At 49.6% G+C, this 23074-nt stretch carries 19 protein-coding genes; all 19 read right to left on the minus strand.

All coding sequences use genetic code 11. From position 1 onward, the window contains the following. Nucleotides 1-24: 24 nt before the first annotated feature. The 19 genes from C557_RS0117355 to C557_RS0117445 all read right to left on the minus strand — a co-directional run bounded on the left by C557_RS0117355 (nt 25) and on the right by C557_RS0117445 (nt 23032). Nucleotides 25-1812, minus strand: a complete 1788-nt coding sequence (locus C557_RS0117355; RefSeq protein ID WP_018753161.1) for a peptidoglycan D,D-transpeptidase FtsI family protein — start codon at nt 1810-1812, stop codon at nt 25-27. Between the two features lie 152 nt (nt 1813-1964). Further along, the gene (locus C557_RS0117360) at nt 1965-4142 is read right to left on the minus strand and encodes a methyl-accepting chemotaxis protein (protein WP_018753162.1); all 2178 of its coding nucleotides are present in this window, start codon (nt 4140-4142) and stop codon (nt 1965-1967) included. Nucleotides 4143-4382: 240 nt separating this feature from the next. After that, a complete protein-coding gene (locus tag C557_RS0117365; RefSeq protein WP_018753163.1) occupies nt 4383-5717 on the minus strand; it encodes a peptidase U32 family protein in 1335 nt (444 codons plus the stop codon). Nucleotides 5718-5818: 101 nt separating this feature from the next. Then, nucleotides 5819-6754, minus strand: a complete 936-nt coding sequence (locus C557_RS0117370; protein ID WP_018753164.1) for a peptidase U32 family protein — start codon at nt 6752-6754, stop codon at nt 5819-5821. 15 nt (nt 6755-6769) lie between these two features. Continuing rightward, on the minus strand, nt 6770-7825 hold the full coding sequence (mltG, locus tag C557_RS0117375) for an endolytic transglycosylase MltG (protein WP_018753165.1): 1056 nt from the start codon (nt 7823-7825) through the stop codon (nt 6770-6772). Nucleotides 7826-7913: 88 nt separating this feature from the next. Then, complete coding sequence (locus C557_RS0117380; protein ID WP_018753166.1) at nt 7914-8213, minus strand: DUF1292 domain-containing protein; 300 nt, start codon at nt 8211-8213, stop codon at nt 7914-7916. Beyond that, the gene (locus tag C557_RS0117385; RefSeq protein ID WP_018753167.1) at nt 8206-8529 is read right to left on the minus strand and encodes a DUF1292 domain-containing protein; all 324 of its coding nucleotides are present in this window, start codon (nt 8527-8529) and stop codon (nt 8206-8208) included. The genes C557_RS0117380 and C557_RS0117385 overlap by 8 nt, the downstream gene beginning before the upstream one ends. A 12-nt stretch (nt 8530-8541) precedes the next feature. Continuing rightward, nucleotides 8542-8958 (minus strand): Holliday junction resolvase RuvX, encoded by a 417-nt coding sequence (gene ruvX / locus C557_RS0117390; RefSeq protein WP_018753168.1) that lies wholly within the window; start codon nt 8956-8958, stop codon nt 8542-8544. A 9-nt stretch (nt 8959-8967) separates the two neighbouring features. Then, on the minus strand, nt 8968-9228 hold the full coding sequence (locus C557_RS0117395) for an IreB family regulatory phosphoprotein (RefSeq protein ID WP_018753169.1): 261 nt from the start codon (nt 9226-9228) through the stop codon (nt 8968-8970). Nucleotides 9229-9359: 131 nt separating this feature from the next. Further along, nucleotides 9360-11984, minus strand: coding sequence for an alanine--tRNA ligase (alaS, locus tag C557_RS0117400; protein WP_026263545.1), 2625 nt, complete (start codon nt 11982-11984; stop codon nt 9360-9362). Between the two features lie 405 nt (nt 11985-12389). Further along, the gene (locus C557_RS0117405; protein WP_018753171.1) at nt 12390-13466 is read right to left on the minus strand and encodes an AI-2E family transporter; all 1077 of its coding nucleotides are present in this window, start codon (nt 13464-13466) and stop codon (nt 12390-12392) included. A gap of 398 nt (nt 13467-13864) precedes the next feature. Beyond that, nucleotides 13865-15037 (minus strand): mannitol-1-phosphate 5-dehydrogenase, encoded by a 1173-nt coding sequence (locus C557_RS0117410; protein ID WP_018753172.1) that lies wholly within the window; start codon nt 15035-15037, stop codon nt 13865-13867. After that, entirely contained in the window at nt 15034-15471 is a 438-nt protein-coding gene (locus C557_RS0117415; protein ID WP_018753173.1) for a PTS mannitol transporter subunit IIA, read from the minus strand. Before C557_RS0117415 ends, C557_RS0117410 begins: the two co-directional genes overlap by 4 nt. 102 nt (nt 15472-15573) lie before the next feature. Beyond that, a complete protein-coding gene (locus C557_RS0117420; RefSeq protein ID WP_018753174.1) occupies nt 15574-17682 on the minus strand; it encodes a BglG family transcription antiterminator in 2109 nt (702 codons plus the stop codon). A gap of 81 nt (nt 17683-17763) precedes the next feature. Then, complete coding sequence (locus C557_RS0117425) at nt 17764-19200, minus strand: PTS mannitol transporter subunit IIBC (RefSeq protein WP_018753175.1); 1437 nt, start codon at nt 19198-19200, stop codon at nt 17764-17766. Nucleotides 19201-19452: 252 nt separating this feature from the next. Continuing rightward, entirely contained in the window at nt 19453-19662 is a 210-nt protein-coding gene (locus tag C557_RS0117430) for a hypothetical protein (protein ID WP_026263546.1), read from the minus strand. Nucleotides 19663-19693: 31 nt separating this feature from the next. Continuing rightward, entirely contained in the window at nt 19694-20197 is a 504-nt protein-coding gene (locus C557_RS0117435) for a PRC-barrel domain-containing protein (RefSeq protein ID WP_018753176.1), read from the minus strand. A 99-nt stretch (nt 20198-20296) separates the two neighbouring features. Next, the gene (locus C557_RS0117440) at nt 20297-21448 is read right to left on the minus strand and encodes a cysteine desulfurase family protein (protein WP_018753177.1); all 1152 of its coding nucleotides are present in this window, start codon (nt 21446-21448) and stop codon (nt 20297-20299) included. A 354-nt stretch (nt 21449-21802) separates the two neighbouring features. Further along, nucleotides 21803-23032 (minus strand): MFS transporter, encoded by a 1230-nt coding sequence (locus tag C557_RS0117445; RefSeq protein WP_018753178.1) that lies wholly within the window; start codon nt 23030-23032, stop codon nt 21803-21805. Nucleotides 23033-23074 lie beyond the last annotated feature (42 nt).

Consider the following 23074-nt stretch of genomic DNA (forward strand, 5'->3'; position numbering starts at 1 on the left):
TTTTGGGAAAGCGATGGAAATGGTTCATTCCCGGGAAGCCATCAGGTCCATTGCACGCCGAAATAATTCGGTAGCTTGATGTAAGGAACCACGCGGCCGATTTTGAACCAATACAGCCACAGCATATTTAGGTTGGCTCACCGGACCGTATCCGATGAACCACTGATGATTAAGCTTATGGCCGTCTGGCTTGATTATCTCAGCCGTGCCTGACTTTCCGGCCAGCCGCCACTTGGCTTGCTGTAAGCTGCGACCTGTCCCGTCTGTCACCACAAGTCTCATCCACGACAATAAATGACTTGCTGTTCTTGGGGTGATTTGCCCTGCTGTCGAGGCCACCCGCTGGATAGGAAGCTCCTTCATCAGCGAGCCGTCCTTATAGCGAATCTCACTGACAAGACGGGGAGCCGTCACCTGACCTCCGTGCAGCAAAGTAACTACCAGATTGGCTGCCTGAAGCGGAGATACGAGTACATCACGCTGACCGATAGCAGACTGAGCCCGGATTCCGCCGTCCACTTTGCCAGCCTGATTAAATACCCTTCCGGCTTCCTCCTGGTCAAGCTGTACTAGCTGTTCACCATCAAGGAAATGTGAAACCCTCCAGCCAATCCTGCGTCCCAAGCCAAGCTGATCAGCAGTTCTGCGAATAGCCTCTGCACTCAAACGTTCTCCCAAGGTAGCAAATACGATGTTGCAAGATTGGGCAAAACCTTGCTCCAGTGTCAAATTTCCATGCCCGCCCTTCTTCCAGCAAGACAGCCCGTACTTCCCGTAATGTCCGTCACAATGAAATTTCTCGCCAGGATAACTTATCCCTTCCTCCAACGCGGCAGCGGCAATAACGGTCTTGAAGATCGAGCCGGGCGGTACTGCTTTAACAGCCTTGTTCCCCCAGGTTTCTTGAGCCAGATTGATCTGGTAAGGGGTGAAATAAGGCAAGGATACCATAGAGATAATATCTCCTGACTGGGCATCCAGCACCACGATCGCTCCTTCGCGAACATTCATATCAGCAGCCAGCTTCTCCAGCTCCCGCTGCAAGTTTCCATCCACGGTGGTCCGCACTTGTAACGGATAATATCTGCTGGAAGCAGCATTTACGCGGGTATCTATCCCCCCCAGCGGCTCTCGCCTTCCATCTACCATATAGGCTGCCCGGACTCCGCCAACTCCCCGCAAAAAGCGATCAAAGGTTTTTTCCAGTCCCGCTGCTCCTACTTGCAACGACAAGGACAGGTCAGGACGATGCTGCTTCTCCCGCAACTGGCGAATGACATCCGGACGCTGTCCCACATAGCCTAACCATTGATTGCCCCGTTGCCCTGTCTCATAGCGGGATACATAGGGGAGCACTTCTAGCCCTTCCATCACTGGAAGCGCTAATGCCGCCTCCTGATTTAACCTGAGAGGTTCATCTCTCCCATTCTTATGGACAGACCAGGCATAAGGCCGCTCCAGTGTCTGCCACTTGAGTTGCAGTTCGGCAACCGATGCTCCCAACGCCGTAGCCAGTTCAGCCAGCTTGTGTTGCTCCGGTAATTTGTAAATGGGGAATAACGTCGGAACCCAGTGTATTTTGCCTGTCAGCGCTTGGCCATTGCGGTCCAGAAAATGTCCCCGACCCGAATCCAATTCCACGCTCTCCTCTCGCTGCCGGACGGCCAATTCATTTATGGTCTTGCCGCCAACCGTAATCGCACGGAAAGCGGAGTTCATCTGAATCCAGGCTAGCCTTAATGCAAAACACCCTAGGATGACAGAAAAAGACAAAAGAAGATAAAAAATTCGTTTTTTTTGCAGCAGCAACATGAAGCACCCTCCTTCTGTCCCCATTATTTCCCGGGAAAACTGACCATAAACCAATCCCTTGAGCAATCATAGTAAATAAAGAACAGCCCGTTTGATCCTTAAAGGATCAAACGGGCTGCGAAAAAAAGTATTTGTATAGGAGTGTATAGGAATCAAACAGTAAATTTAGATAAGGATTCCTTCAAGCCGCTCGACACATTTTCGAGCTTGCTCGACAGCTTCACCAGATGCTCGCCAACCGTTTCCTGCTCATTACTTAGCGAAGCAACCTCCTCCGAGGTAGCCGACGATTGCTGGGCAACCGCACTGACATTACTCATTGCTTCAGACAGTACAGATTGGGAATTACTAAGCTCGTCGATGGATGTCGTTACCGAATCCAGTTGGCGCACAAAGCCTTCCATTTGCTCCTGCACGGAAACAAAAATTTGGCTGGTTTCCTGTACCGAAGTAATTTGCTCCTGGAAGAGCGGACTAGCCTCGGAGAGCGCCTTAACGGTCTCATTCATTTCTTTCTGAATCGTATCCGTAATCTCCCCGACCATCGTGATGGATTGACGGGATTGATCGGCCAATTGACGAATCTCATCGGCCACTACCATGAATCCACGGCCTGCCGCACCAGCACGGGCTGCTTCAATCGTAGCGTTCAGAGACAAGATATTGGTTTGCTGTGTAATATTTTGCATCACGTCCAGCACCTTCATGACGGAGCTCGTGCTTGCTTTCAGCGAATCGACTTTCTCCGTTAAGGCATTAATCATCTCAACCGTAACATTGGTCTTCTCCAACAGTCCATTCAAATACTCCGTACCTTGCTGGCTGGAGCTTTCTACTTGACGGGCCGCCGATTCCATCTCTTTGTTGCTCTGAATAACATGTTCCATTTGACGGGAAATATTTTCTGTCAGTTCATTACCTCGTTCAGCTTCATTCGCCAAGCTCGTTGCTCCATTTGCGATTTCCTCGGTAGCTACTGCAATCTCTTTAGCAGACAGAGCTGTTTTGTTGGAAGCCTGGGCCAGTTCAGCAGCCGTATCCAACACATCCTGTGCCGAGTTATTGCTTTGCTTAACCAATTCCGTGATTTTCTCCATCATCACATTGAAGCTTTCTGTCAGTTGTCCAATCTCATCCTGGGCCTTGGTCGCCATACGAACGTTCAGGTTGCCCTGCGAGCCCTCTTCCATGAGATTTCTCAACTTGCCAAGCGGATGGGCAATCATACGAACCATCCAAATCCCGATCAATATAGCAATGATAGCTACTGCGATCAAGGAAAAGACTGTTACCAGCATAATTTCATTTGCACTTTTAGTAAGCTCGTCAGCATCCACTGTCCCTAACAATTTCCAGCCGGAGGCCTGCTCGTTAAATACAGCCAGTACCGCACTGCCGTTAGCATCCTCGGTCCGAAGGCTATTTGAAGCGCTGTCTCCAGCAGCGCTCAAGTCAAATTCAGTGGCTTGGCCTTCATCGCCAGCTACCGAGGAAGCAACAACAATATTATCCTTAGTTAGCATTTGCAACTTAGAGTTGTTCCCCAGGTTGACCTCTTGCAGATAGCTGGTCAGTATCTCCAGGTTGATATCAGCTACCAACACAAACCGTTTCATACTATTTACGCTCTGTACTGAACGAGCCAGTCGAAATACTTCTGCACTGGAGGAGTCGGAAGGAACCTGAAGCCATAAAGTCTTCGTTGCTTCGCTCATCTCTTTGAACCAGGCTTCATCCCGAACACTGTCCAAGAAGGCCGTGTTCGCACTTCCTGAGGTTACATCCTCAACCGATTTGTCGGCGGACAGCATGTACACCGCAGAAATTCCTTTTGTAGAGAATGTCAGGGTGTTCAAGCGTGTTCTCATTTTATTTGTTGCGGTAAATCGGTCGTAGTCTGTAATGTCGGACAAAGTAGCATCCATGATGGCGCTTTGCATCTCATCGTCCAAGAACATTTGTTGTAAGTTTTCTTCATACTTCTGCATCACAATGTCCAGTTTCTGAGAGGTTTGAACAATGGTCTGCAGGTTGGCATTTTCTGCATTATCCTGAATGGTGTTTTTGGCCATTTGTGAGGACAGAATGCCAATCGTTAAAACAAAAAACATAATAGCGACAAAGAAAACTAAAAACAATCGAATGCCCACTGATTTGGAAGGATTAATTTGCTTAGGCAGCTTGTCTTTCAAGGATGCAACCGTAGATTTAAAGTCGAAATTTTCCACAAACTTCAATTTTTTGTTAACCTTTACTCCTTCCCCCTTCTTTTTCTTCTGCTTCTTCTCACTCGCCGTTGTTTGGTTCTCGTTCTTTGGAACCAGACTCATGTTGATCACCCACCACTCATAATAGTCGCACCCCCAAGACTGGGCTTGAGGTCATGCGTAAATACTGCCATTTTTCAACATTCATCGTTAACTGTCAGATGACATTTTTAACGTTCTCTTCTTAATATCGGCTATGTACTGCCTAGATTTTAAACAATCTTGACAAAAAAGTCCTAAATAATAAAAAATAGGCCTTTCGTCCCAACGGAAGAAAGACCTACTAGCCTATTGCATTTTTTACTATTTCTTTTTCCGCATCATATCGAAATAGGAAACGGGGTGATCCACCTTCATCTTAATTCGTTGCAGGGGATGTCTTGCAGCATCAAGAGGATTACCTTCTTCATCATAGATCGCTTCTACCACTTGCTTGAAAAAGGTGCCTCCCGGGCCGAAAAATTCCACTTCCTGTCCTGGTTTAAAATGATTTCGTTGCTGTATGGTCGCCATGCCGGTAGCCTGATCATAATCCATCACCAACCCGGCAAAATCATAGGGAGCCGCTTTCTCCTCAGGCTCATAAATATGATCCTCGTGGTCAGGAGTGTCATAGAAGAATCCGGTATTCAGCGGCCGATTAGCAGCCTTGTTAATTTCCTCAACCCATTCCGGCTTCAGCACATAATTGTCCGGGTCCTCCATATAGGCATCAATAGCCTGGCGATAGACATTCACCACCGTAGCTACGTAATGGATGGATTTCATACGGCCTTCAATTTTGAAGCTATCTACACCCACATCCACCAAATCAGGCACATGATGAATCATGCATAAATCCTTGGAGCCCATGGTAAATGAATTATCCTGTTGCTCAAACAATGGCAATTGCGTTACGCCCAGGCGGAAGGGCTCCGGTGCCTCGCTTTGCATAGCCTCTTCCTCGGACACCCAGGTTTCCGCTTCCCGTGCATCTTCAAACAGGTCGTATTTCCAACGGCAGGATTGACAGCAACCTCCCCGATTGGAGTCCCGATCCGTAAAATGATTGGACAATACACAACGGCCTGAGAAGGAGGAACACATGGCTCCATGAATAAAGGCCTCTATTTCAACATCAACATGACGTTTAATTTCTTCAATTTCCTCAAAGCTGGTCTCACGGCCCAACACGACTCGTGGAAGCCCCTGGTCCTTCCAGAACTTGACCGTCTGCCAGTTTACCGTGGATTGCTGGGTGCTCAGGTGCACCTCCAGTTCAGGGACCACCCGCTGAGCGGTTTCAATAATAACCGGATCAGCCACAATAATGGCAGCGATGCCTGCCTCATACAAATTCCTCAGGTATTCCTCAATGCCTTCCACATCTTCATTATGCGCGTAAATATTCGTAGCCACGAACACTTTGGCGCCGTATTTCTTGGCAAATTCAACGCCTTCCCGCATTTCCTCAAAGCTGAAATTATCCGCATTAGAACGAAGGCCATATTTTTGCCCTCCGATATATACGGCATCCGCACCATAATGAACGGCAAATTTCAGCTTTTCCAGATTACCCGCAGGTGCGAGCAATTCCGGTTTAGCCAGTCGGTTGCGTTGCCCCACATATTTCCGGACATGTGCTTGTACAGTTTGCATCTTCGTTCACCTCTTGCTTTTCATTCAATTTTGTGATTCTTACCTTAGTAAACAACTGGTCTACGGCCGGTATTTTTGGTTTACCGCGCTTGGAATTATTTTTAATACACCTGCTCCTTGTAGAAGAAGCCAAAGGATAGTTCACGCTCCGGGTCCTGTATCTCGCGAATAGCATTGATCCAGGCCTCATCCAGCTCGTACTGCTCAGGGTCCTGAACATACGTATCAATCGCTTGACGATAGGAAGCGATAACTGTCTCATTGTATCCAACCGGCTTTAATATCGTCTCAATCTTAAAGCTGTCCACACCAGCCGCCATCAGCAAATGAAGATCCTCCAATATGCAAATATCATCGGAACTCATAATATGTGTTCCGTTGACATCTTCGTAAATAGGGAATTTCTCATCCCGCCGCTCCGCTTCAATAAGGAAAAGTCCCCGTGCAAGCCCCAGATCACTCTGCGGGTCCACCGGACGCCCCTGATGCGTCATGTAGCTCTGCACCAGGCGACGTTTGGAATGGTAGATATTCGTCATTCCATGCACTTGAACCTCAGACTCTATCTTCAGCGCAGGGTGCATGCCCGTCAACTCATCCATATTCAGCTCCCGAGCCAAAACAACGCGGGTAGCCCCCTTGCTCCCCCAGTAATTGGCCGTTGCAAAGTTGGTCGTCGTCATCTCGGAGTTCCAATGCAGCTTCAATTGCGGCGCTTCCTCCCGTACGATCTGCAGCACCGCCGGATCGCCGAATTCTACAGCATCCACACCAAGCTCTGCAATGCGCTTCACATATTCCCGCACATCCTCCAGCATGTGGTTGCTCATCAGATTGTTCACCCGAACGTAGACCTGGGCTTCGCGCTGATGAGCGCTGCGCACAGCTTCGCTGATGTCCGGCAACTTCATGTCACCGGGGAGCCTCATACCGTATTTGGCCTCGCCAATCAATACAGCATCCGCCCCCGCTTGCAAATAACGCTCCAACTCCTTCAGTGAGCCGGCGGGAACCAACAGTTCCGGTTTTTTTGTCATCCCTGTATACCACCTTTAATTATTGGCCATAGCCTTGCTCTTCTCGATATTGTTCAAATGCTCTTTATACGTCTTGGCAAAGAGATGCTCTCCACTGCCATCCTTCTTCGTCACATAAAACAGATACTCCGATGCTGCAGGCGCCAACGCTGCCTCTACGGACTTCAAGCTTGGCGCCGCAATTGGCCCCGGCGGCAAACCCGCATACAAGTAAGTATTATAAGGGCTGTCCACGCTGCGCAAGTCTGAATGAAGCAACCGTTCCTTCGGCTTATCCAGGACATACTGCACTGTCGCATCAATCTCCAGCTTCATGTCTGCCTTCAGTCGATTGTAGATGACACCTGCTACCATACTCCGCTCCGAATCTACCACCACTTCCCGCTCCACCAACGAAGCCATCGTCATCAGCTCATTAAGCGTAAGCCCGCTGGAGGTCAGCTTCTGATCGAAGTCCTCAATGGATCGCAATCGCTTGCCGGTCTCTTCAAACATCCGTGCTACGATGTCCTGCTCGGTGCTGCCCTTTTCCAGCTCATAGGTCTCGGGGAACAAATAGCCCTCCAAGCGATGCGTCAGCCGATCATCCTCGGGAATATCGTTAAGCAGTTCTCCGCTTAACCCGGTGGCCTTGTCTACAATCTCCAAGAAGGTCTCCGGGTCCGCAAGACCTTCCTCCGCCAGCTTCTCAGCCATCTGCTTGACAGTCAAGCCTTCCGGAATAGTAAATCGAATCATCTCTTCCTTGACCACTTCACCGGTATTCAGCTTAGCGATGATTTCGTCATACGTCACCCCGGGATGCAGGTCATAGATGCCTGCTTGAAATCGACTGCCCTCCGACTTCCATTTTAAATATGATACGAATAAAAATGAATTTTTAATGATTCCCTGCTTTTCCAGGATATCCGCAATCCCCGATGTTCCTGTCCCTGACTCAATCGTAATGCGGATGGCTTCCTCCGATGCCGGAACAGGCTGCATTTGCGTATACACATAGGTTCCCGCCGCTGCCACAGCAATCACAGCAAGCAGAACCAATATCATTATCCACTTCAGTACCTTTTTCAACAGCTCAACCCCTTTACAGCCAAAAAGAGCGGTTAAAAATCCCGCTCTTTCCAGACCGATCTATCCTGCTCTCCCGTCAATCATATGATTATTCAGGGAAAGTTAATTCGTCGTAAAGCTCGGATACGTTCTCCCATTCATCATCATCGTCAATGGTGGTTAGCTCTAGCTCATCACCGGACATTATGATTTTGAAAATTTCGGGTTCTTCGCCTTCGGATGCAGTCTCAAGGCGCAGCACGGCATAAGCAGCCCCCGCTACATCAAATTCCTGTACGACCTGATAATAGGAGGCGCCTCCCGATTCATCCTCAAGCTCCACAATGGGACCAAAGGTATCGCGAACGCGCGAGGTAATTACAACATCACTTGCTGAATACTCAGTCATGTTGGTCTTCCCCGTCGAATTCATCGATCAATGTGTTGAACGTTTCTTCAACAATTTCCCATTCCTCGTCGCTTTCGATCGTGTACAGCTTAAGATCGTCTCCGTCTTCCTCGTAACGGAATGCGTATACCTCTTCGCTCTCCTCGTCTTCATCCTCATTCTCATCAGAATCCAGAGGAACGACCATCATATACTTGGCATCCGAACCGTCGACTTCGAATTTCATGATAACTTCGAACTCTTCTTCATTGCCCTCTTCGTTGGGGATATAAATAATTTCCGGTTCTTCTTCATTTCCGATACGATCCTTAGCCATACGCGATCACCCTCACCTTTTACTCATAGAATCCAAATAGTTTTGCAGAATCAAACCTGCTGCCATTTTGTCGACGACATCCTTGCGTTTCTTCCTGCTCACATCCGCTTCCAGCAGCGTGCGATGCGCGGATACAGTCGTTAGCCGCTCATCCCACAGATGAACCGGCAGCTTCAGCTTACTGCGCAAATCCTCGGCAAAAGCCATGCATATTTCTCCACGGGGACCGATCGAGCCATTCATATTTTTCGGCAATCCTACGACGATCGCTTCAATCTCATGCTCTCTCGCCAGTTCGCCTATGCGATGGAACTCCTCGCCTTCCTTGCGTCGCTCGATGGTCTCCACCCCTTGGGCGGTCCATCCAAATGCATCGCTGATGGCAACTCCGATCCGCCGGTCCCCGTAATCCAAGCCCATTATCTTCATGCCTTGCTCCTAACGATGGCCCGCCATGTAATAGCGCACCAGTTCTTCAATCAGCTCGTCGCGCTCCTTCTTGCGCACCAAGCTCCTTGCATTGTTATGGCGCGGTATATAGGCCGGGTCACCCGACAGCAGATAACCGACGATCTGATTAACCGGATTGTATTCCTTCTCTTGCAATGCTCCGTAAACCGTAAGAAGGATTTCTTCAGCGGACGCTTCCTGTTCGTCGCCCTTAACATTAAATTTGACGGTTTTATCCATGGAGTCCATGATGACACCTCGCTTCTTCGACATACGTCCTGATGACCGTAATAGTGTTACCCTTAGTCTATTCCTACTATATCATATCATGGGTTCCATAAGGAAATTTTCACCGGTACACTGCCTATTTATGGATGCTGCTAAGCCTGTGCCGCGATCCAATCAGCAGCTGCCTTCAAGGCTTCGCTTAACTTGCTGGCATCCTTGCCTCCGGCTTGAGCCATATCTGGACGTCCGCCGCCGCCGCCGCCGCAAACTGCCGCTACTTCTTTCACTAGCTTCCCGGCATGAAGGCCTCGCTTGATTTCTTCTTGCGGGACAACGACGACAAAGCTTACCTTGTCCTCCATTGGAGAACCCAGTACCAGCACGGCATTCGGCAGTTTGGTCTTCAGTTCATCAGCCAGCGTGCGGAGCGCATCCATACTGCCTGCTTGAACCTGAGCAGCCAGCAGCTTGGTTGGTCCTACGCTGACCACCTGACTGGTCAATTCCCCGGCTTCAATGACGCTGAGCTTGCTTTGCAACGATTCATTCTCACGAGCCAGTTCCTTTAATTGCTGGAACAAGCCTTCAATCCGCTTCGGCACATCGTTGACATTCGTTTTGAGTTGACCTGCGGCTTGCTTGAGCAGCTCAAGCTGACCGTCCAGGAACAGATAAGCTCCACGTCCTGTCACCGCCTCAATCCGCCGAACTCCCGAGCCTATGCCGCTTTCGCTCACAATTTTGAACAACCCGATTTCCGAAGTGTTGTTCACGTGACAACCCCCGCATAGCTCCAGGCTGTAGTCGCCGATTTGCACAACACGAACGATATCGCCGTATTTCTCGCCGAACAAAGCCATTGCTCCCATGGCCTTGGCCTCATCAATCGGCTTCAAGTCAATGTTGACCGGCAGAGCATTCCAGATTTGCTCATTAACCAAACGCTCTATTTCGCCCAATTCCTCGGCGGAAATACTGCCAAGATGAGAGAAGTCAAAACGCAGGCGCTGCGGCTCAACTAAAGATCCCGCCTGGTTAACATGCTCGCCCAAGGTATCCTTCAAGGCCTGATGCAGCAAATGCGTTGCAGTGTGATTTTTTACGGTATGCCCGCGCTGCTCTTTGTTTACCGATGCCGTAATGTCTGCACCTACATGCAATTCGCCGGAGCTCACCGTAACTTGATGCACATGCTGTCCATGTGGAGCCTTGAACAGGCCTGTCACTTCTGCGTTGCCGGATTCGCTGCGAAGCACTCCCTGGTCGCTTACTTGGCCGCCGCTTTCCGCATAAAACGGCGTGGATGCCAAAATGACCTGACCGGATTGTCCCTCACCCAATACATCGACAAAAGCATCGTCCACGATTATAGCTACAACGCGAGTATTGACTTCAAGCTCATTATATCCAGTGAATTCTGTTTTAGTCGTAAAGTCGGCAAGTACGCCGCCTTGCACCTTCATACCACCATTGTCATGACGTGCCGCCCGAGCGCGCTCCCGCTGCTCTCCCATAGCTGCTTCAAACCCTTCACGATCCACACCCAGACCATGCTCTGCCGCAAAGTCCTCAGTCAAATCGAGCGGAAATCCGTAAGTATCATACAATTTGAAGGCATCGGCACCCGCGATCAAGGCGCGCCCCTCTTCCTTGGCTTTCGCACTGATATCTGCCAAGATAGCCAGGCCGTCGCTGAGCGTCTCGTGGAAGCGTTCCTCCTCCGCGCGAATGACCTTCTCGATGAATTCGCGTTTTGCCACAATGTCAGTGTAATACGTGCCCATAATTTCCCCTACAGTATCTACCAAATGGAACATGAACGGCCTGTCCATCCCGATGAGCTTGCCATAACGGACAGCCCGGCGCAGCAAACGACGGATGACATACCCACGGCCTTCGTTGGATGGCAGAACACCGTCAGCCACGGCAAAGGCTACCGTACGAATATGGTCGGCGATAACCTTCAGCGCAACATCAGTCTCCTCAGCCGTACCGTAGACTACTTTAGCCAAGCCTGCCGTCTTTTGGATAATCGGCTGGAACAGGTCGGTATCGAAGTTGGAGTTCACGTTTTGCAGAATGGATGCAAAGCGCTCCAGTCCAGCCCCGGTATCAATATTTTTGTTGGGAAGCGGCGTATAGCTGCCATCCTTGTTATGGTTAAACTGCGAGAAGACGAGGTTCCACACTTCAAGAAAACGTTCGTTCTCTCCGCCAGCATAACATTCAGGATCGGACAGATCGCCATAAGCCTCTCCACGGTCATAAAATATTTCAGTACAAGGTCCACATGGCCCTTCCCCGATATCCCAGAAGTTATCCTGCAGCTTCACGATCCGTTCAGGAGGAATACCTACCTTCTCGTTCCACAGCTTATAAGCCTCTTCATCCTCAGGATATACCGTAACGGATAGCCGCTCCCCGTCAAAGCCGATCCACTCCTTGCCTGTAAGGAACTCCCATGCCCATGTAATAGCTTCTTCCTTAAAATAATCACCAATCGAGAAGTTGCCCAGCATTTCAAAAAAGGTGTGATGCCGGCGTGTCTTTCCTACATTCTCAATGTCATTGGTACGAATGCATTTCTGCGAATTGGCTAGACGTGGATTATCCGGCTTGACACGACCGTCGAAATAAGGCTTCAGCGGGGCCATCCCGGCATTGATCCATAGCAGAGATGGATCGTTATGGGGCACGAGCGAGGCGCTCGGCTCGATTTTATGGCCCTTGCTGGCGAAGAACTCCAGCCATTTGGAACGAATTTCACTTGCTTTCATGAATTTGACCCCCCGAATAATATCAATCTGATTCGTCTTCTGAAAATACAAAAAACGCCCCTGAACATCAGGGACGATTCACTCTTAATCGCGGTACCACCCTGGTTATCACAAGCCTCTGCCGCTATAAGCGCAAGAGTTACATGCAATCGCCTCGTTAGTCCGGTAACGGGGACCTGCCGGTGGAGTTTAAGTCCACACTCCGAAATCAGCTTTCCGTTCAGGCACATTGCGGGTCCTCTCAGCCATCTCTCCCAAGCAGCCGTAAGGCATAAAGGAGCGAAGGGGCCCTTCTCTGACAAATTTGCCGATTGAACGTACTTCATTTCATCAACGTTTTGGATTCATGCAACAAACATATCGTTTTAAGTATAAAGGGCAGATATCCCGCTGTCAATGAGCCTTTTACATCGCTTTGCGCCTCACGAAATAAGCGTGAAAATGCTGCAGAATGACCTTAATGACGGCAAAAAAGGGAACCGCCAAAATCAAGCCGGGAATGCCGGCAATTTCTCCGCCAATCAAGAGAGCCAAAATAATCAGCAGTGGATGCAGACGCAAGCTGCGGCCCACCACCTGTGGAGATATCACATTGCTTTCAATCGTTTGGCAGAGCATATTGACGAGCAGAACGAGCAGAACCATCTTCCATGAAATGGTGGTGGCCATCACGATTGCCGGAGCAGCCCCCAGAAATGGCCCCAGGTAAGGGATGATGTTGCAGAGCGCCACAATGCCGGCGAGCAGTAAGGCAAAGGGCATTCCTATGGATATATAACCGATATAAGCCAGCACGCCGATAATGAGACAGACCAGAAATTGACCTCGCACATAGTTGCCTAAAGCCTGATCGATTTCTTTGAGTAAGGTAATCATGGATTTGCGCCGGGAGCGGGGCAAATATTGCAGCATCAGCCGCTCAATCAGCTCAATATCCTTCAGAATATAGAAGATCAGAAACGGAATGATAAATGCGTTGAACACCATCTCAATCGTCGCGCCAATATTGTCCAGAAACCGGGTAATCCCTTGCGCCAGCCTGTTCTCGAATTGATAGAACCAATGGTTCATTCCCATACGAACGCTTCCTGGCAAGATGCCGTTGTCAAAACGGTTCATCATCTGCTGGGTGTGAATGGTCAATTCGGGCAAATGCTCGCCCAGTTCCTCTACCTGCTCCACAAACATCGGTATGACGTTGATCAGGATAACCGATAGTACCGTCAGGAACACGGCATAGATAAGCAATACAGCCATGGTCCTTGGCACCTTGCGAGCGCCCAGCATACGAACAACGGGATTAAGCACATAGGAGATAATCACGGCTATAACAAATGGAGCAAATACGGCTTTGAAAAAGTGATATACCAGCGCAAACATAGGCCGAAGCTGCCAAACAAAATAGAGAATAATCAGCCCAAGCAGCACCCAGACGCCATAGCCAAACAGCCTATTCTTATGCAGTTCATCCCTCGGCTCCATACTTATCCCTCTCTTTCGGCTTTCGTACAGTTCATTATTGGCCTAGACGGGGAAAAATATGAAAGAAAAAAGGAAAACCTGCCCCAAGCCACACGGCGGCCTAAGGCAGGCAGTTATCCCATCTATAGATTAACGATTTTGCTTATAAGAGGTTATTCAAAAAGTCGTCTTCCCAGGACGGAGTTGTTCGAGGAGTATATTCGACATCGAATCTTGAATTCAGCCGGGTCAAGCGTAGGCTTCCGTAGTATGTTTCTACAGAAACATTTTAGTTGCTCACGTACCCATGCTTCCGAAGTCGTCTTCTACGAAAACGTGTAGCTCCGCTACTCAGCCCCTGGTTTCATTCAACCTAAAGCATTTTGAAAAAACGCACATCGAAAGCATAAGCTTCGGTCCTATAAACCCGACTTTTTGAACTCGAACTTTAATTGTTCATAATGCGCAAGCGCTGCTTGATGAATGGGATGATCGGCTTCCAGCCCCGTGTAGCGGCTCAGAGTTGCCGAGGCACCCGCTTCCTGCAATGAAGCCTGCAATTCTACAGCTTCCGGATCATCAGCAGAGACAAACAACAGGGCCATGCCCATTGTTTTGGCCAAATGATCGTATCCAAGCTCATGCTCATATGCCTGCTTCGCCGGGGATACCAGGCGATCTCCGGCGGACAGCTTGCGGATCGGTGAACGGCCAACCCGCGAAACCTCATCCGTCAGTGCCGGATTTGCGAAACGCTCCAGAATCGTTTCAATGTAGGCCTGATGCTCGGTCTTCGAGAAGCCATGCTTGGCCACCAATACCGCTCCGGTCTCCGACAGCACCGAGCGTACATGCTGAACAACCTGCTCGTCGTTCATCGCCTCTTGAATGGTGGCATGGCCCTGCAAATATCCCTTATAAGCAGCCGAGCAATGGCCGGTATTTACCGTAAACAGCTTGCGTTCAATATAAGGCTCCAGACGTTCAACGTAATGCACGCCCTCTACGCGATGAAACCCGGGGAACATCTGGGATTCGTCTACCGCCCACTCATAGAAGGGTTCGACTACCACCTGTAGGGGGTCTTCATGCTGCTGGAGGGGAACGATCCGGTCCACAGCTGCATCCGGAAAGGCTACATTCTCCTCGGCCCAACGCTGAGTATCCTCGTCCAGCCCGGCATAGACATGCTCCTTAAGCTGGGAACTGCCTCCGATGGCATTCTCGCACGCAATGATGTGCAGCTTCCCCTTTGCCCCATCTGCCTTGCGCAGAACAAGCCCTTCAGCGATGGTTCCGGCGATATGCTTCAGAATCGATACACCCACAGCCGTGGTCACCAGATCAGCTTCGGCAATCACTTGCGCCGCTTCAGCAGCAGCCCTCTTGCTATTGATTGCCGTTACACCGGTAACGATAACTGTCTCTTTCTGATCACTGGCCAATGTAACCGGATATTCCTTGCGCCGGGCCAGCTCCGAGACAAGTGTATCGTTCACATCTACGAAGCACACCTCATATCCCGAGCGTGATAGCAAGAGACCGATAAACCCTCTCCCAATATTTCCTGCACCGAAATGAACTGCCTTCATGCTTCCATTCCTCCTTCAAGGATGTCCGCAATCTGCTCTTCCGTTGTAGCATTCATAATGTGCTCCAGATTGGATTCATCCGTAAATACCATAGCGACATTCGTTAATACTTCCATATGATCTCCACCCGCAGCAGCGATGCCGATGACGATGAACGCCGGCTCATCTCCGCCAAAATCGACTCCTTCCGGGAAGCGTACTACAGACAGCCCTGTGGACGAAATTAGCGATTTCGCTTCCTTGGTGCCGTGAGGGATGGCTAGCCCTCCGCCCATATAGGTAGAAACGATTTCTTCACGTTCAAGCATCTTATCAACGTATTCTGCTGTGACATGACCTGCTTGAACAAGCAGATTGCCTGCCATGCGAATCGCTTCATATTTATCTTTGGCTTGACCATTCAGGATAATTTTCTCTTTAGACAGTAGTTTCATTGCAGCTCTCTCCTTTGTTATGTCAGTTCCTATCAAGGCAAATCCTTGGTGAAGCAGTTAAAGGGGTTGTTCAAAAAGTCGTCTTTCCCAGGACGGAGTTGTTCAGATGTGCTCAAAATAGTCTAGCAGCTCTGAAGCCAGAAAATTGCGAATATCCTCACATCTCCCCGTCTCCAGCAGTTCGATTAGCTCCGGATTTAATAGCATCGCACTAATCTCGCTAAGCACCTCCAGGCTTTCATGAGGCAATTGGCGCGGGGCGAGCATGAACAGAATCGCACCAACCTCAGTATCTCCATCCAGCAGTACAGGCTCGCTTAAACGGCACAATGCCAGCGAACGGCAATTAACGAAGCGGGTACGAGTATGAAATAGTGCGAGGGATGTACCCGGAATAACCTGACTTGCCATCTTCTCCCGTTCAAGCAGACGGTCCGTCACCGCCTGCACATCCGCCAAAAGAGTTATTTTCTCCGATTCAGGCAGGCTAGTGGACAGAGATATAGCGGCAACCCGGCTCATTTCTTCCAGAGCCGCCGTTATCGTCTCACGCAGCGAATGGCTTGCATTCTCCAGCTCAATGACTACAAATTGCCGAAGTAGACTGACCACTTCATTTAAAGAGGCCGTTAACCCTTGCAGCTTTTCAAACGCCCGGGATTGAACCGGCTGCTCTGGTTCAGGCACAGGCTTTCGGGATTTCAACGTCGTGTCTTGAACATATTGCAGCAGATGTGTGCGGTCCTCCTCCGTCAACAAGGGACTCAGCTTGACGTAACGATCCGCGGGCAATGGCAGATCGATGGTAGAGATGATCAAATCATAATCTTCCTCCGGCAGCCGCTTGGCCTCGTACCATGATACATTACCCATAACTTCAATCTGCGGCATCTCTTTGGCTAAACGGGTGGCTAGCAATTTGGAAGAGCTTAGACCGCTGGAGCAGACCAAAATGGCCCGAACATTGCGCCCTAACTGATTCAACCGCTCAATGGAGGCTCCAAAGTGCATGACCAGAAAGCCAATCTCCTCATCCGGCACTTCCAGATCGGCAATGCTCTCGTTCATCGCCTCGCGCACGATGTTGAACAACTCTTCATAATCCTTGCGAATCGCTCCAAGCAGCGGGTTGCGGATTCGCGAGCCTTCGCGGATTCGTTTGAAGGCCGAACCCATATGCTCCAATAGCCCACTGCCAAGCAAACGATCCTCCTGGAACGGAATTCCCGTTCGCTTGACAACATTCTCGGTCAAACGGTAGACGGTGTCCACCAGCTCCAAGTCCGCTTGCACAAGATCCGGAGAGGCATCCCTCGCTCGATTAAACAAATGAATAATATAGCCTATCTCTTCAGGGGGAAAACGAAGTGACAGCTTCTCCCCCAAGCTCCGGGCAAAGCGGACCGTCTCACTGTCATCCCGTTCATTCCCCGTTGCAGAAGCAGATTCACCCTGATCTTCCACAAAAATTCCCGCCTTCATCCGATTAATGCATACCGAGAGATGGATCAATAGCTCCGTATAGGCATTCTCGGACAAATGCTCCGTCCATTCCCAATTCATTTCCCACAATGTATTCTCTACCGTCATCAGATTGTGGGTTCCGATGATAGCTAACAGCTTGGAGATGGCGGATGAGCCCTGGCTCTCCAACGATCCTCCGATCAGATCGGAGTAATCCAAATGGTCAACCGCCAGTTGGCATAGGGCATCGCGCTTGTCGTATTCCTTACCCGAAAGCTCAACCCCATACCCTCTGCGGCGCACCAAATCCAGATGGAACCGCCTAACCCAAGGCTCTACCTCGTCCAAATCATTGCTCACGGTCGCTACCGTTACCTTCAAGCTATGGGCTAATGCAAACAGCTTGCACGGCTCGCGCTCTTCCAGCAGACGGCAAATAAGCCAAATCTTTCGATCTTCTCCGGAATAATCGCTGGGGTTATCCACCAGCAGCAGCCTTCTGGCCTCTTGCAGCCGCTCTCCCTCATCATTGCCGCCGGAGTCACTCCACACCGAGATGCCGGTACCGGATTTACGGTGAAGCACCAGGCCAAAGAAGGCAAGAATTTTCTCAATTTCGTCCAGCTCCCGATGGACGGTTCTGACGCTAACGTTGATTTCCGCAGCAATTTCCGCCGCAGTCATTCCGTTCTTGCGTCCGAGGAGGAGAATGAGGATTTGCTTTTGCCGTGCGGTCACCTTCCTCATTATCTGTCCCTCCTAAAATAGACGCAAAACACCGGCGAAATAGTTCGCCAGTGTTCTGCCCCTCAATTGTAACTGGCGCAATTAACCTTTCAGTCGTTCAACCAGTTCATCATATTTGGGACTCTTCAAGAAGTTATCGATGGAAATATGCTCTGCGTCCGGTTTGTTGGCTATCGCACGTTCCGTTAATGTTTTTTGCGTAATGACGATGTCGGCATCCGCAGGGATTTCGCTAACTGCGGAATTGACGACCGTGATGTTAATGCCGGCATCCTGCAGTTTCTTTCTCAGGACCGAAGCTCCCATGGCACTCGAGCCCATCCCGGCATCACAAGAAAATACGATTTTGTTCACGTTCTGTTTCTGAACACCTGTCGTTGCTGCGGATGCAGCAGCTTCACTTTTCACTCCTGCCGCTTTCATTTCCTTCATTTTGGCCGATGCTTCATCCAAATCCATTTCTTCGTCATTTTGCTTGCCCGTCTTGAGCAACAGAGCGGCTACAACGAAGGAAGCAATTGTCGCAGTGAGCACACCGCTGAACATTGGCAGGAACCCGCCTCTTGGTGTCATGGCGATATAAGCGAAGATACTGCCTGGCGAAGGTGAACCGGACAGGGCTGCACCAGTCAGTTGGAACGTAAACGTACCCACCACACCACCAGCAATAGCTGCCAGGATCAATACAGGTTTCATCAAAATGTACGGGAAGTAGATTTCGTGAATGCCGCCCAGGAAGTGGATAATGACTGCACCAGGTGCAGATTGTTTTGCTGAACCGCGACCTACCAGCCAGTAAGCAAGCAGGATGCCAAGGCCAGGACCCGGGTTGGATTCAAGCATGAACAACATCGATTTGCCTACGCGAGCAACTTCTTCTGCTGCGATTGGCGTAAGTACACCATGGTTAATCGCATTATTCAGGAACAATACCTTCCCTGGCTCAATCAGCAGGTTGACCAATGGAATCAGTTTGGCCTGCATCAGGAAGTTAACGCCGGAAGACAACACTTGACTGATGCCTTGAACAAACGGTCCTACACCGGCATAGGCACCCAGCGCCATAATCCCGCCGAAGATCCCGATCGAGAAGTTATTGACCAGCATTTCAAAGCCTGAACGAATTTTACCATCAATGGCTCTGTCAAACTGCTTCATTACCCATGCCGAAAGTGGGCCCACAATCATTGCTCCAAGGAACATCGGAATGTCTGCCCCGACAATAACCCCCATCGTGACGATGGCACCGGTAACCGCACCCCGCTTGCCGTGAATCATTTGCCCACCTGTATAACCGATCAACAGTGGCAGTAGGTATTTGATCATCGGATCAACCAGCTTAGCCAAATATTCACTTGGAATCCAGCCGGTTGGAATGAAGAGGGCGGTGATTAACCCCCAGGCGATAAATGCACCTATGTTCGGCATTACCATGCCGCTAAGCGCACGTCCAAACTGCTGTACTCTGACCCGGACTCCGCCAGAACCTGTTCTCTCTTTCGTTTGTGCTATAGCCATAAAGAGAAGCCTCCTTAGAATGATGTACGGACCATCAACAATCTTGATTTGTATGACTACCGTGTTTCTATACTCATCCTAATTCAAAGCGCTTTCTTTCTCAATCAAATCAAAATACGGTTTCGTCATGATCATTGTTGACAACATTTGAGAAGCAGCTCCCCCATGTAATAAAAAAGCTGTCCTCTCTATTTATGTAATAAAATAGGGGACAGCTTCTGGCATTTCTGCCGATCACAATGAATAACTATATTACGAGGATGCATGCATTTGCGGAAAATCCTGTACCATTTCCTCACCGAAGAACAGGTCGTCCAGGGAACTGAGCGTACCGTCCTCTTCCACCTGGTAGACGGACATTTTGTCTCCGTTTACCGTCAATTCAATAAAGCAACCCCAGCAGTAAAATTGATGGGAACCAATCTTCCCAATATCCTTGGAGTTGCAATTTGGACATTTCATCATCCATTTATCACCTATCCATCAACAGAATTCATGGTTTTTCAAGCAGCTCTTCGCTGCTGGCGGGGACCATGATTACACTTTCCCCACGAGTCATTTCCGGTGTGAAAGGCAATAGCTTGCGCCCTTCCAGCAAATCGGTGAAAAACCCGTCACTAATTTCAATCCCAGTAATTGTGTTTCCCAATTCATGCTCAAAATAAACATCCGTCATATAACCTAGCTGGATTCCGTCCTCGGTCAGAACGGGTAATTCCTTCAACTTGATGTTTCCTGTCAAGAAGGTGTTCTGTATATTCTCAGCCTTCCATCTACGGATGGCCTGTTGATTACGAATCATAACCGCATCTTCCCCATACGCGACAATTTCTTCCCAGAGCACCACCTTGACGGAGGAACTCCACCGCAGGCGATTCTCTAGTTGAATGCCTGCAATCGACCAATCATTATTCAGCATCATGTCGATGACTTTCCCCACCTGTTTGCCCTGATCTATATCAAAGACAGCCAGGCCGATCATTTCCTGCATTCTCATGGCGATAAGGACACTCCCTGCTGGGCAAATGGTTGACGCGCAGGCAACTTGCATACCCTCCTTCCTCAAAATCGTCAGCATTCCGAAAAGAGTTGCCCATTATTTCCTTCTACGGAGACGTTCCAGGATGGTTCCAATTTTTTTAGCAACCTCATCAATTTCTTTCCTAGTATTACCCATTCCTACACTAAATCGAATCGCCGAACGCAAAAAAATTGTCGGAAGCTCCATAGCCTCCAGTACATGTGAAGGCTCAAGCGATCCCGACGTGCATGCCGAGCCGCTGGATGCAGCAATTCCCTCCATGTCCAAATTCATTAGCATTGTCTCCGAATCCACTTCCGGAAAGCTGATATTAACAATATGCGGCAACCGCTCGGCCGGATGACCGTTCACATGAAAGGCCTCACTTGGCAATTGGTCCTTCAATCCCTCCAGCAATGCCGCTATCAACATACTCTCATGGTTGTTGCGGGCTGCCCGTTCCTCCACTGCCAGTTCCACTGCCTTGGCAAACCCGGCAACCCCCGCCATGTTCTCGGTTCCTGCACGCCGCTTTCTCTCCTGAAGCCCTCCATACTGAATCGGTTCCAGCAGTACGTCCTTGCGTACATAAAGAGCTCCTACGCCTTGAGGGCCATTTATTTTGTGCGACGAGAAGCTCATGAGGTCTACCGGAAGATCGTGACAGGCTATCGGAATGGAACCAAGCACCTGAACGGCATCTACATGCAATAAAATTCCCCGTTCCCGGGTTATTTTCCCGATTTCGGCAATCGGTTGCAGCGTACCCACTTCATTATTTCCATACATGACGCTGACCAGAATGGTATCGGGACGTATGGCCTCGGCCATCTGCTCAGGGTCAACTCTTCCCGTAGAGTCCACCGGCAGGTAGGTCACCTCGAAGCCCTTCTGTTCCAAATGCTCACAAGTATGAAGCACCGCATGATGTTCTACAGCCGATGTGATAATATGCCGTCCTTGAGCCTTGCGAGCCTCGGCTGCCCCAAATAGCGCGAGATTGTCGCTCTCCGTTCCGCCGCTGGTAAATACCAGTTCATCCGCGCGACAACCGATCCTTGTTGCGATAGCATCGCGTGCCCCGTTGACGAGACGCTTGGCTTCCCGCCCAAAATAATGAACACTTGAAGCATTGCCATATTGCTTGCCCATCACCTGCATCATCGTTGTCGCCACATCCGGGTGAATCGGCGTAGAAGCCGCATGATCCAAATATATATGTTTCATAGCCATTAACCACCTTAGTCAAGTTGCTGACAAATTTTGAGTGATTTCAATTCTATATTATTTTGAACAAAAAAACTACTTATACCTTGTACATGTCTCTCATAGACACACTTTTTTAGTGTGTTTCTTCCTTGTGATTTCTCACGGGATATTTCGCCTGGTCCAACAGCTTGTTCGCTGCCCTGAATTGCAAGGCCATGGACAAGGACCTGGTTTAATTGCAAACAACGCCCTTCAAAAGCTCGCTTGGAGCCTTTGAAGGGCGTTCCCTGGTTATTCCTTCCTATCCAGTATAGCATGACCAGGTTAGGTTTTGGGGCTTTGTTCTCACTTTTTGCACGTATGATCTTGTTCTTACGATTGAGTCTCAGCCTGCTGAGCTGCCGAACTGGCTTGAAGTGCTGCCTTGTTAGGTCTTAGTGCCAGCACAAAGCATAAGATCAGCACGATAGCCGCCGAAATATATGGATAGTTAATATCCATATCAAACAGGGCTCCCGCCACTAACGGTCCGGCAATATTTCCCAAGCTCGTATATGCGGAGTTTAGACCTGCCACATAGCCCTGCTGATCCCCTGCCATCTTCGATAGCTGGGTCCCCACCGCGGGGCGCAAAATATCGATGGACAGGAATACCAGGAACGTGACCAGAAAAATCAACCAGTAACGATGCACGAACAGGGTTAACAAAATACACAAGCCCGCCGAAAGCAAAGTGACGGAGATAACCAGCTTCTCCCCAAATCGGTTGAGAATAGCGCCAAAGACGGTTGCTTGCACCACTGCGCCCGAGATTGAGCCAAAGGTCATAATCATGGCGATATCCCGCGGCGTGAAGCCAAACTTATGATCTACAAAGAGACCAAAGACCGTCTCATAATTCGCCAGACCAAACGAAAGCACGAAAACGATAATCAAGCTGATAAAATAAGGCTGGCGATAAGAACGAGCGAGTTGTACAAACAAGTTCTCTTCCACTCGTTTCGCCCCTTGTTTGTTATCTTGTTGATTACTTTGCTCACCAAGAGATTCTGGCAGCATAAAGCTGGTAACGATTGCTGCTACCAGCCCGGCAACCGCTGCCGCATAGAAGGGGACCCGTATTCCGAACTCAGCGATATAACCGCCGATGCCGGGGCCAATAATAAAACCGGTTGTGATAGCGGCATTAATCAGCCCCATGCCTTTAGCCCGCTCTGCTCCCGTGGTCATATCTGCTGCATAGGCCATCACAGCTGGCATGATGAAGGCAGCGCCAACCCCCCCGAGCATTCTGGCTGCGAACAGAAACAATGGTGTGCTAGCCACGCCAAAAACCCACTCCGACAAGCCAAACACCAGCATCCCGGCAACGATAATTTTCTTTCGACCCAGCGAATCCGACAATCGTCCGGCAAACGGTGAGAGTAATAGCTGAGTCAGCGAAAACGCCGCCACCAGCATACCCACCATACTGCCACTAATATGCAGTTCCGTCATGTAGGTAGGCATGATAGGGATGACTAGTCCGATCCCCACAAAAACAAGAAAAATATTGAGCATCAACAGCAAAATAGCACCGTTATTGCGTAACAGTAAAGACATGATGATTTCCTCCAGCTATTTTAAAATAATTGTATCTATAAT

This window comes from Paenibacillus sanguinis 2301083 = DSM 16941, assembly GCF_000374825.1.
Lineage (GTDB): Bacteria > Bacillota > Bacilli > Paenibacillales > Paenibacillaceae > Fontibacillus > Fontibacillus sanguinis.